The sequence below is a fragment of the Zooshikella ganghwensis DSM 15267 genome, assembly GCF_000428585.1.
GTDB classification, from domain to species: Bacteria; Pseudomonadota; Gammaproteobacteria; order Pseudomonadales; family Zooshikellaceae; genus Zooshikella; species Zooshikella ganghwensis.
The window spans coordinates 1-11,762 of sequence record NZ_AUAF01000026.1; the positions used below are offsets into that span (position 1 = coordinate 1).

Sequence of the window (11,762 nt, forward strand, 5' to 3'; positions counted from 1 at the left end):
CCTTTGGTGTAGACTTGATCCGCTTGCCAGCTATTAGCCGGTGGTACAGGCTTATCACCGTCGTCGCCGGGAGTATCATCGCCTGGCGGTGGGGGTGGAGGAATATCACCATCACCTGGGTCTCCTGGTGGAGGGGGTGGAGGTGGAATATCATCATCGCCATCACCCGGTGGTGTGGGGGGCTTAGGTTTGTCACCGTCATCGGGTGGCGTAGGCGGCTCGGGTGGTTTGGGATTATCACCTGGCTTATTGCCTAGCCCTTCATGAATGGCTTTAAGAATATCACCATTATCAGCATCTATTTCCCACGAAAATACCCCTGCTAAGCTATTGGCCGTGACATATTGGGCTTTGGCTTTCACTGAACGAGGGTTGTCGTAAGTAATCAGTTCGCCTTTACTGGCATTCCATAAATAGGGGGCTTGTGCCGTATCATCATAAAAATACTTAAAGCCACTGGTGCCTTGACCATTGGTACCACCTAAGTACTTAGAGACGATATGCTTGTAGTCAATAACGCCAGGTTGCCAGGAGCCTTTTATGGGCTTACCGTTAGTGCCTTCCCAGGGATTATTGTCCTGGCCACCTTTAATACCTGTCCAGCCTCGACCATACATCGCGGCGCCCAGAACCAGTTTATTGCCTGGTAAGCCCGCCTGGGTGAGGTTTTGTACGGCATCATGGGCATTAAATTCAGGTACTTTTTCGTGAGGAGCGGCATATAACCCTGAATGATGACCAAGGGTACTGTCCCAAGCACCATAGAAGTCATAGGTCATGGCAAAAATGTAATCGACATAACCACTGACTTCAGCGTAATTAATGTTATCGATTTTTTTAGGACCAGCACTGGTTGCCGCGGTGAGCTGGTATTTTTTGCCCGTCTCTTGGCTTAACGCATCCAACGCTTGTCGTAAATCACGCATTAAGGCGGTAAAGGCAGCTTTGTCTTCAGGTGAACCCAGTTTGGGGTTGGCACCAGGTACGCCAGGAAATTCCCAGTCAATGTCCAAACCATCAAAGAATGGATACTGTTTTAAAAACTCAATGGCAGATTTAACAAACGTTGCACGTTTTTGTGTGTCTTTTGCTAAGTAGTAAAAGGGATCAGACAGCGTCCAACCGCCAATAGACGGCAGGACGGTCAGGTGGGGATTTGCTTTTTTCAGTTTGATGAGCTGGCCAAAATTACCGCGAATCGGATCATCCCATTTATCACCCGGATAGCTTTTTTCCAATGCGGCAAAGCGGTCATGAATCGTGACAGTATAATCAGCTTGATCAGCACATTCTCGTTTTAACGCACTGTAACCTTGGGGATTTTCTTTTTGTAATGACTCGTTCGGGCCACAGACTGCGATAAAACCATACAACACATGGGTGAGGTTTTTGGCAGGGATATCATTAACATGGAAGTTACGGCCATAAACCCCCCATTCCACAAAGTAAGTGCCGACGACTTTGTTGGCGTTATTTTCAAATAATGCAGAATCATTTGAGAGTGGAGTTGCTTGAGTTAAGTTTGATAAACCCAAACCCACAGCAATGCTTATGGCTAATTTATTCGGCAACCAGCGTCTAGTTTGCTTGGTTTGCATACAGATTTTCTCCTTAATGCATTTACCTAATAAAAAAAGCGTTATATACCCTTCACGAATCTGAAAACCCTTCGTTATAGGTATAGTTGAACGCTTTTAGGCAACTACTTTTTGCACAAATAGAGTTTGAACAAGTCGCACTATCTATCATGAACAATTTATCTATGCTTTTCCGTGCATCTCACCTGAAAAATAAACAGGTTGATCCTGAAGCTTTAATTGTCATATTCAAATATAAAGCTCATTGCAGGCCAGAGTCAGATATTTGGCTAATAATTAATAAAACGGCTTGTAATGTATAAAACAGTTCTACTTAATGTTGTGATTAATTAATGACTAAGTAATAAGGCTAACTCAATAGCGCCCATTAACACGACTTGAGGCGGTACTCTAAATTATGACAGCCTGTAACACTTTGTCGTAAATAATACCGAAAAGAAGTTTAGCAAATCGTCAGTGGAAGCGTGGTAATCGCGTTCCAATTTTGTGATGGTTATAACGGATATAGGCTAATCTGTTTAAATAAACAACATTTCGTTGTGAAATGGTTTAAAAGGGAAGGGTAGATTGTTCGCGATGATAGAAATATATAAAGCATAAGACGTATAAGTGAAGGTAGCAAATGTGTTGCAAAAAAGGAGCAAAGTATGAGTAAAACAGATCTTTTCCTCAAAGCTGCCATTGAAGAAGCTGAGCAAGGCCGAGAGCGAGGGGGTATCCCGATAGGTTCAGTACTGGTTTATCAACAGAAAATAATCGGTCGAGGCCATAACCAACGGGTACAACAAAAGAGTGTTGTGCTACATGCTGAAATGCATGCACTTGAACAAGCGGGTCGTTTACCAGCATCTATTTATAAGCAGTGTACACTTTATACAACACTATCCCCATGTGCGATGTGTAGTGGCGCAATTATTCTGTATGGTATACCTCATGTCATCGTGGGTGAAAACCAAACGTTTATGGGGCAGGAGCAATGGCTTAAGGAGCATGGTGTAAGGGTAGATGTAATACAGGATAAACACTGCGTGGAAATGATGAAAGCATTTATCAGTACCCACCCTGAGTTGTGGAATGAAGATATTGGTGAGTAATAATAACTTACTGAAGCTTAATAAATTAGACTAAAGCGGCTAAGCCGCTGAGTTAATGACTGACCGTCTTGGAAAATAGTTGTATGACAATAACACCTGATGTAATTAAAACCATGCCTAATATTGCAGGTAAATCAGGAATTTGTTTATACATCAGCATACCGACAATGGTGATAAATACGACTCCAAGGCCAGACCAAATTGCGTACGTGACGCCAACTGGAAGTGTACGTAATGTTAGTGACAAAAAGTAAAACGCCACAGCGTAACCTATTACAACAATAATAGAGGGAATTGGTTTAGTAAAGCCTTCAGCCGCCTTTAATGCACTGGTTGCAATTACTTCTGCAATGACTGCAACTGCTAATTGAATATAGATCATATTGATAGCCTAAATAATGCCTCGCAGTTTTAAATAGTAAGTTAATTGCCCTTTACGTACCACAAATTTTAATGGTAGTGAAAGAAGCTTGAGTTTTATTATATCGTATTGGTTTATGCCATACATAGTTGTTTTTAACTTTTTATGCTGTCAGGTTGGATAGAGAGAAGATGATAAGACTATTTACTTTTTCATTTAAAGCGTGGAGTTTCAAAACAGGGTAACGGTATACTAGAAATGATTGGTGAAGAATGTATATAAAAATAATTTTTGATAAATAAAAATTGAGCCAATGCACTGCTTGAAATAATTTGTACAGCCCATAGTAGAAGACCATCCTTAGTCTCTACTACCCACGTTGCTCCCAGCACTTGTTTCAGAAACCAACTTAAGCATTGCAGCCCCATCTTTTTTATATCTCAATCGAATTAAAAGTACATCTGTGGTATTTACCCATGATGGTATTTTTTGGCAGACAAAGGCGGGATAGCACACATCGAACTGTTTTCCGCAAGGATGCGGTAATCAAGCCTCCAGGGATGGGCTCACGGCGTGTTCGATGCGTGTGATCCCGCCTTTGAACAAAGGTGATTTAAAAGCCTGCTTTTGGAATGGTAAAAATATATGTAATTGCTTTGTTACTATCATCTTGGCGATGGGTATATGTTAACTTTTGCTCTATTATTGATTTCAGATAAAATACTTTCAATCAGTCAATCAATACATACCTATGGATGACAACCATTGTGGATGAAAAGACGCTCCAATCGTTAATTGATGCTCTAGCGGTATCACCAGATAACTTACCACTGTCCTTAACTGTTTTCCGTGAAAGTAAACGATTACATGGTATTGATCAGGCAATACAGCATCTTAGCCATGTTAAGTCTGAAGCCGTTACCAATGTTGAGGACCAGTTAGTTATTGCTGAAGCTTACCTAGAAGCTGGATTACCAGAAAAAGCAAAGCAATTTTGTATGAGTGATACTCCTGCAACCTATTTATTGCTGTGTAAAACTGAGCTTGCTTGTGGGAAGCCAGAGCAGGCAAAAGTCCACTATCAACAAGCTATTCAAGCCAGTTCAGCATTGCAGGATAAAACACTGGAAGCAAGGCTGGGTATAGCTGACCATGAGCGTCAGGAGAGCCGCCCCAAGCTCAAAGTCATTGCCAATGATGATACGAATATAACAGAGCTTAAGCGAATTATTGCACCTACTGAAAAGACAGTGACTTTTGCTGATGTGGGTGGGTTATCTGAAGTAAAGAAACAGATTCATAAAAAAATTATTTTGCCTTATCAAAAACCCTCACTTTTTCAGCGTTTTCGTAAACGTGTTGGGGGAGGGATTTTACTATATGGTCCACCGGGATGTGGTAAAACCCTGTTAGCACGCGCAACGGCTGGTGAGTGTCAAGCAAAGTTTTTCAATATTGAGCTTGCTGATATTCTTGATATGTATATTGGTGAGTCAGAAAAAAGGTTGCATGCTGTTTTTGAGCAAGCCCGAAACCAGTCACCTGCTGTTATTTTTTTTGATGAAGTTGAAGCCATTGGTGGAAAACGTCAATATTCAAGAGAAAGTACTTCCTCAAAGTTAGTTAGCCAGTTTTTGTCTGAGTTGGATGGATTTGCTCAAAATAATCATGGAGTTTTAGTTTTAGCCTCTACTAACGTGCCCTGGGCAATTGACTCTGCTTTTTTAAGGCCAGGTCGGTTTGATCGATTGATCTTTATTCCTCCTCCGGATCAAACAGCACGAGAAAATATCTTGAACATTTTGCTTAAAGATCGCCCGGTTGAGCGTAATTTGGATTTAGCGTCACTGGCAAAAATTACCAGCGGTTTTTCAGGAGCAGATTTACAAAATGTCGTTGAAACGGCTATCGACAATGCAATAGAAGACTCGATTAGTAGTCAGGAGGATGTTCTTTTGAATCAACAGCATCTGCAACAAGCAATGAAAGAAGTGAAAGCGACTACGATTGATTGGCTGACTTCAGCCAGGAATTATGCTAAGTATGCCAATGAATCAGGCTTGTATAATGATGTACTGAGCTTTATGAAAAAGCATGGTAAACATTAAAAAATGGAAATAGGCTATTTATTTACTGAGTAATCACAAAACAACATGACTTACACAATACCTGACGAACCCACTCCTAGTACCTTGGCAAAACTGGCTGTTAGACCTATGTGGCCACTATTTGCGTTAATGTTTGTTAATACGGGTGTATCTTGGCTATGGTTTATTGCTAATAGTTTTTTTCAAGGCAGTCCTTATCTAAAAAAAGAAGTTGCCTGGATTGCCTTAGGCTTGGCAGGCTCATGCTTGGGTGTATTTGCAATCGCTACTGCTCTTAGTCAAGGTTTTATTGATGAGTCAATGATTCCTTATTTGCTTATTATTTTAACCGTTTGGAAGCTTGGTATTTCCTACAAAATATTTGTACTACAAAATAACAGTTTTGAGTTGTTTGAGTATTTCCAAGAGTCTGTCAGTAATGGCGCTATTCCATTTATAGCAATGGTTATTATATTTCAACAAATTTCACTTTATCAGCTATTACCCAGCTATATTTATTTGGTGTTAAGGTAAGTATGAACGATAATCGAATTGAACAGCTGCTGATACACGCCAATCAACAACTGCATCATGGTGACACATATGGGGCTATTGACAGCTTAAAACAACTTCTGTCTTATGAGCCTGATATTGCAGATGCTCATGCACTGTTAGCCATTTGCTTATTTCATAGTAAGCGACTAGAAGCTGCAAAATATGAAGCTGGTATTGCTTTGCAATTAGCACCTGATTCTAGTTTTTCTCATTATGCCCAAGGCGTTATCTTAACCGCTGCGCGCCAGTTCACTGTTGCAGAGGATAATTTAAATCAGGCTATCCAACTAGAACCGACCAATGCAACTTATTTATTGGCAAAAGCAAACCTGTTGACGCTTTCCGGGAAAAATAAACAGGTTTTACCTTTACTCGAACAAGCTATAGCCACTGAGCCTGAGCTGGTTGACTGTTATGTTGCATTGGGGGAGTACTATTTAGAAAGAGGTGATTATAAAAAAGCTCAAACCTATGCGACTGAAGCCATGCATTTGGATTCAGATGACCAGGACGCTATTACCTTAATGGGGTCTATTCATTTACAGCTGGGTAATATGGATGAAGCAAAAGACCACGCGTTGTGGGCATTGAGCCATAATGCTATGGCAGTAAAACCATTATTTTTAATGAGTGCTATTAAAGCCAAACAAAGCATTTGGTTAGGGTTATGGTGGCGCTTTAATAGTTTTATGAGCAAGATTGGTGAGGCAAAACAAATTCTGATCCTGATTAGCCTATATTTTTTCTATCGCTTGGGGGATCAACTATTCAGTGATTTGGAAATGAGTAATGCAGCCACGATCTGTACCATTACTTGGTTAGCTTTCTGTGTTTATAGTTGGATGGGTCCTGTTATTTTTCACCGTTCACTTGTTAAAGAGTTACAGTCTTTTTCATTCGATAAGCATTTTTAGCGATGTCCTTATTTTTGTGGGATATGCCAGGGTTGTTTATGTATACGTTGAAATGCTGCTATTGTATCCTGATCGGCGCCTGACTTTAAAAGATAGTCTTGCATAGAGATATTTTCGGGTGGTTCTGCTTCTGACTTTTCCCATTTTTGCATGAGGTCCACTCGAAAAGTACGATAGTCTTCTCGTAATTTACACCATGCGGTAAATGTCCAACGGTCTCCCCAAAAAACCAGACCTACAGGCCAGACAAGCCGTTGGCTGGTGTTATCTTGAAGGTCAGTATACTCAATCCATAAACCAAAATTTTGTTCAACAGCTTGTCGTATTGGTGTTAAACGTTCAAGTGGATATGAATACATGGGGGGCGCATAAAGTGGTGGAATGGGTAAATTTGTTGAGCCTAAGGTAGTGTGAATTTTGGCTAATGCGCTCTTTGCTGCATCGGCTGTTTCTTTATCCGCACGGGCAGCCAACATACGAGCACCCACTTCGAGAGCCGCTAACTCACTCGCGGTGAATTTTACAGGCGGGGGGGTAAACCCCCGTTCTAACCAATAACCTTCACCTGCTTCGCCATTGACAGGGGCACCACTCATCATGAGGTCAGCCATGTCCCGGTAAATGGTTCGTGGTGATACTTCCAGCCATTCAGCAAGCTGTTGCGCGGTCGTCCGCCGACGACCACGTAGTAAAAGAAGGATTTGAACTAAACGATCTGCTCTGCGCATAACATTAATACAAAAATATTGGCGATAAACATAATATTACCTTGGTTTGTTGAGTAAGGCGAAATAATGGTATTTCTATTGGAAACTGGGAGCCATTATGGTTGAGAAAAAACTCCGAATAAATTTCCTTGACTATCTAAAAGGCATGCATGAACTAAGCCTGAGGCGGTACATGTTGGAGCATTGATTACCTGTCCACCTAGTTTCTGTGTTTTACACGCAATAGTGGTTACATCATTAACAAGGAAATAAGGAATTAAATAGTTCTGGTTTTTTGCACTTAATGAGTGGTCAGCCATTCCACCTGTAAGGTCTTCATTGTTAATTGATATACTGTAATAAGGTCGGTCAGTACCGGTTTCATATTGGCTAAATTGCCAATTAAACGCTGCTTGATAAAATTCCTGGGTTGCCTGGGTATCACAGGTACCCACCTCAAACCAACTAAAACTACCTAATACTGGAGGTGTGCTGGCTTGGTCAGCAAGACCATTGCACTTAAAAATAGAAAAAAGGTTGTCAAATGGATCTTGCATAATAGCAAAAGTGACATCGTTTACTTGGGTCGGTTTGTGGATGATTTTAGCCCCCAGAAGTACCAGTCGTTTAGAATCTGCCTGGACATCTTCAGATCGAATAGCAAGCATAATACCTTTAGGAATATTTGATGAGGCCTGCTGTATTCCTCCCATAGGTTGCTGAGCGTTTTGTGCTGTTATCATAATATAGCTTTGTTGCGGGTCACTTGTGATGGGTACGGCAGCAAAGGTCCAGCCAAAGAGTTCAGAATAAAACTGCTTAGTAGATTCTACATCTTGAGTATTAATTTCAAACCAGGCGACATTTCCAGGCACTGTTGTGTTCATTATTCGTTTACTCCATGATAAAAGTCGTACTCGACGGAAAATTTAAAATACTGTGAAAATTTGTTTTAAGCAGTACCTGTTATAGGTATTTAACTTTATACTTTATTTGAATGAAGTCATTTGGGTACTCTTTAGCTTGAGCGTCTTCTAGCTTAATATGGGACTTAGTTTTACCAAACAGTGGGATCCCATTGCCTAATAGAACAGGTGCTTGCGTGATTGTGATTTCATTAATCAACTCTAAGTTGAGGAAAGAGGTGATAGTAGAGCCTCCATCTATATATGCATGTTGAAATCCTTTACTTTTGAGTTGGGTGATTAATATTGGAATTTCTTCAGAAAACATTTCTATTTTGTCCTTAATAATCTCAGACGCCCCTTTTATTGAATGACTAAGAACAAATATGGGAATTTGGCCGTAAGGCCATTGCTCCGCGGGTAAGTTGAAACTGGCTTGTTTTTCCATGCATTTTCGGCCCATAATTATGCAGTCGATTGATGAAACAAAGTCACCAAATCCCATATCCGAAAATCACCCATTACAGCATCAGGCTTTCCTGCTTTTTCAAGCCAATCAATATCTCCATTCATAGTTGCGATGTACCCATCTGCACTAGTTGCAATAAATACTGAGCATTTCATTTGAATAATCCTTAACTAAGCGGGCATTACCAATAACACATAGTGTTAGCTTGGCAGACAGGCAGCGATGGATCTGTATTGGTGCAATCTGCATGAGGGTTATTATGAGACACTCTACTGACAGCGTACTGTCAGGATGGGTTTTGGCGTTTTTTTATGCAGAGATTTTTGGTAGTTATAGGCGTTTTGGGGAGTAACCAGGTTGAATTTCATATTTTATGAGTAAATAGAGGAGCTATTATCAGGAGTACTAAGCTGGTGTTACAGGAGACCCGCTAGGTAGCTATGAACAGTAGGCTTATACCTTCAGAAAGTAAACAATGTGCACACTAATCATTAATACGATTAGGTGAAGAGCACGAACTATAAGAAATTTTAAATAATTAGTAAAAACTAAGATTTAATAAAAAAACAGTAAATGTTTTAAAATTTAATACATCAATCCGAATGCATTATTTAAATTTTAAAGGTAATATTTTAAATGATGTATTTTTAGGTGGATATACGTTTCTTTATGAATAATGATGTTGTTTTTAGCATTTTGGGCATAATACTGGATTGGAGGTATTAGATTAAAAACACAATTATTACTAACAGATCGATAGACGTTACCCAAGGTTTGGCTTGTCAAACCAAATATTGAAATATTATTAGTGTATATTTTTGAGTGATTGAAAAGTACAAATGGGAGGGTTGTAATACTTGAGTTTATTTGTGAAATAGGTGCAGGGGACTCACAAGTATGAAACCAGCCAGTGTTTGAAGTTGACTTTTACAAGTTAGCCTAGTAACAAAAAATAACTCATGGAATGTATATACATATAACAGCTTCAAAGATCAAATACTTCTTAACCATTGGATAAGTTGTCACACATATAAATATATATTGATTTTATTAATGGATTTATGTTAAATCTACTCATTATTATACATTATATGTCGCAGGGTATTAATGTAAAGTATAGATCGATATCAATTTGTATCAAATTATGTCAAGTATTCATCAAGTGTGGGGTGGCACTGCCAATAAATATAATGCTAATTATTAAGTAAATATACTTTTAATTAAGTGTTTAGGTGTATTGCGATTAAAGTGTAAGTGAGTATAAGCTTAATTAGGTAACAACGATAAACATTAAAAAATCAATATAAATTTTGATTCCAGCAAAACATTTAACGTGTGCACAGTATGCTTAACTTAATAAGATTTTGCTTTTAAAACAATTAGGAATGTGAAGCAAACTAAAAGATATAGCCAAAACCGTATTGTTGAAACAACGGTTTAAAAATAATTTTAGAAAATAGAGCGAACGTTTTATTTTTTGCAGTCTGCTGTTGATTAAAGTCGATGAAGTACAAACCTGATAGAAAATGGTAGATGTTTAAAACCAAGGGGGAAAGAAATTGCGTGTAATAAGATTATTTTTTTGGTTGGTATTGGTTCAACTATTAACAGTAAGTTATTCATATGCAACTCCTGTTTCACTAGGAGATATGAAAATAGTAGAAGGTGAGCTATGCCCATCTGACTATCGTCATATTACAATAGAAGAAGCTAAAGTTTTTAAAAGAAAACTTTGTTCTTCTATTCAGCCATCAGAGATTGTTTGGTTGGAAAACCATGCTGCTATAGGAGGTGTTGAGCACGACTGTATGATATTTACTCAGAATGATAATAAGCCTTCTACACCATCAGCTTCTATTTGTCAAAAGCCTATTGAGTGTGATGCTAGCAGCGAGTTGATTATTGCTCCTGGTGCGCATGACTACTGCGCTGAAGTAGGTGATACGCGTGGATTTGATATAAACCATAATAATATTTGTACTAAGTATGGTCGAGGAAATTTTATTGGCTATAAATACTTATATACAAAAAGGAGCAGAAGGCCTGATGATGAGAGTAGAATTAAAACTGCCATGTGTGAAGAAAATGACAAACCCTTAAAAAATGTTATGGGTGAAATCGTTGCTTGTCCATATGCTACAGAATTTGTTAAAGGAATGAGTTCTGAAGATCATTGTGCATATATCTGGAATGAGTACATTTGGGAAGAAAAGGGGCTGGATTATAACGGTAATTCTATTTGCAAAAATTATGGCGGGTTTGAAGAGTATATTTACCGAGTACAGAGAAGGATTATTAACTTACAACCCAGTGAAAATATTTGGGAATATAGTTATTTTAGAAGGGATTTCTATGCGCCAGATGGTTCATCTCAAACATTTCCGACGGAACACGTTTTAAGTAATAAAATTGTTGGACAAAGAACTCTTATTTGTCAGAAAGAAGAAAGACCACGTTTGGTTTCAAAAGATAAGTTTATTGATTGCCCATCATATGATGAATATATTAATGGATTACGTAGCATAACAAGTAACTGTAGCATTGAGTGCCCTTTGTACTCTGAGTTTGTGAAAGGTCATAGTGTAAAAGATCACTGTGCATTAAAAGGAGGGGACTTGGGCTATGACATTAACAATGAAATTAATTTCTGTAAGAAAGAGGGTAAAGGATTTCCTGCAGAATATGTTATTAATGAGGAGGGAGTTAAAACATTAATATGTGAAAAAGAATATTCAAGCAATATAATTGCAACAAAAAATAAGCAAGAAAAATCAGGAATAGAGTGTCCAAAAGGAACAGAATTTATAGATACTAATAAATATCAACCTAGAGTACAACCGCATTGTAAGATGATTAATGGTGCACCAGGTACTAACGAAAAAGGAGTAGATATTTGTGCTAAGGCAGGTTCAAAGTTTGAGTTCTATGAGTATCCAAAAGGTATCAAGACGCTAAAATGTAATGATAATATTAGTAGTAGTGGAACTGGAGGACATAGAGCAGAAACAGCAGGAGGAAATGTCAGGTAAAAAATCTATTCTTGTTTTAATTTGATAAAATGCCAGCGATTAA

The 11,762-nt window shown here is 38.7% G+C and carries 11 protein-coding genes; 5 read left to right on the top strand and 6 right to left on the bottom strand.

Annotation, left to right across the window (positions count from 1 at the left end):
- Positions 1-1,598 (bottom strand): glycoside hydrolase family 18 protein (locus tag F607_RS28705; protein WP_211233613.1); only part of this gene is annotated, 1,598 nt, incomplete at its 3' end.
- A 647-nt stretch (positions 1,599-2,245) separates the two neighbouring features.
- Between F607_RS28705 and F607_RS0108170 the strand changes: the two genes are divergently transcribed.
- Positions 2,246-2,692 (top strand): nucleoside deaminase, encoded by a 447-nt coding sequence (locus F607_RS0108170; protein ID WP_027707706.1) that lies wholly within the window; start codon positions 2,246-2,248, stop codon positions 2,690-2,692.
- 52 nt (positions 2,693-2,744) lie between these two features.
- Here the strand turns inward: F607_RS0108170 and F607_RS0108175 are convergent, their stop codons facing one another.
- The gene (locus F607_RS0108175) at positions 2,745-3,074 is read right to left on the bottom strand and encodes a DMT family transporter (RefSeq protein ID WP_027707707.1); all 330 of its coding nucleotides are present in this window, start codon (positions 3,072-3,074) and stop codon (positions 2,745-2,747) included.
- A gap of 746 nt (positions 3,075-3,820) precedes the next feature.
- Between F607_RS0108175 and F607_RS0108180 the strand changes: the two genes are divergently transcribed.
- The 3 genes from F607_RS0108180 to F607_RS0108190 are packed head-to-tail and all read left to right on the top strand — an operon-like array spanning position 3,821 to position 6,609.
- Complete coding sequence (locus F607_RS0108180) at positions 3,821-5,161, top strand: ATP-binding protein (protein WP_027707708.1); 1,341 nt, start codon at positions 3,821-3,823, stop codon at positions 5,159-5,161.
- A 45-nt stretch (positions 5,162-5,206) separates the two neighbouring features.
- Positions 5,207-5,674 (top strand): hypothetical protein, encoded by a 468-nt coding sequence (locus tag F607_RS0108185; protein WP_027707709.1) that lies wholly within the window; start codon positions 5,207-5,209, stop codon positions 5,672-5,674.
- Between the two features lie 2 nt (positions 5,675-5,676).
- Complete coding sequence (locus F607_RS0108190) at positions 5,677-6,609, top strand: tetratricopeptide repeat protein (RefSeq protein ID WP_027707710.1); 933 nt, start codon at positions 5,677-5,679, stop codon at positions 6,607-6,609.
- Between the two features lie 8 nt (positions 6,610-6,617).
- Here the strand turns inward: F607_RS0108190 and F607_RS28710 are convergent, their stop codons facing one another.
- From F607_RS28710 to F607_RS35100, 4 genes are all read right to left on the bottom strand, one after another.
- A complete protein-coding gene (locus F607_RS28710) occupies positions 6,618-7,337 on the bottom strand; it encodes a helix-turn-helix transcriptional regulator (RefSeq protein ID WP_084611160.1) in 720 nt (239 codons plus the stop codon).
- A gap of 95 nt (positions 7,338-7,432) precedes the next feature.
- Entirely contained in the window at positions 7,433-8,203 is a 771-nt protein-coding gene (locus tag F607_RS0108200) for a VOC family protein (protein ID WP_027707711.1), read from the bottom strand.
- 79 nt (positions 8,204-8,282) lie between these two features.
- Positions 8,283-8,669 carry a dihydrofolate reductase family protein gene (locus F607_RS28715; RefSeq protein ID WP_211233614.1) on the bottom strand — a complete coding sequence of 129 codons (387 nt, stop codon included), beginning with the start codon at positions 8,667-8,669 and terminating at the stop codon, positions 8,283-8,285.
- A 17-nt stretch (positions 8,670-8,686) separates the two neighbouring features.
- Positions 8,687-8,845: a dihydrofolate reductase family protein gene (locus F607_RS35100; RefSeq protein ID WP_211233615.1), complete on the bottom strand. Its 159-nt coding sequence runs from the start codon at positions 8,843-8,845 to the stop codon at positions 8,687-8,689.
- Positions 8,846-10,339: 1,494 nt separating this feature from the next.
- On the opposite strand from F607_RS35100, the gene F607_RS0108210 reads away from it, so the two are divergent.
- Positions 10,340-11,719: a hypothetical protein gene (locus tag F607_RS0108210; RefSeq protein ID WP_157365403.1), complete on the top strand. Its 1,380-nt coding sequence runs from the start codon at positions 10,340-10,342 to the stop codon at positions 11,717-11,719.
- Positions 11,720-11,762: the final 43 nt, after the last annotated feature.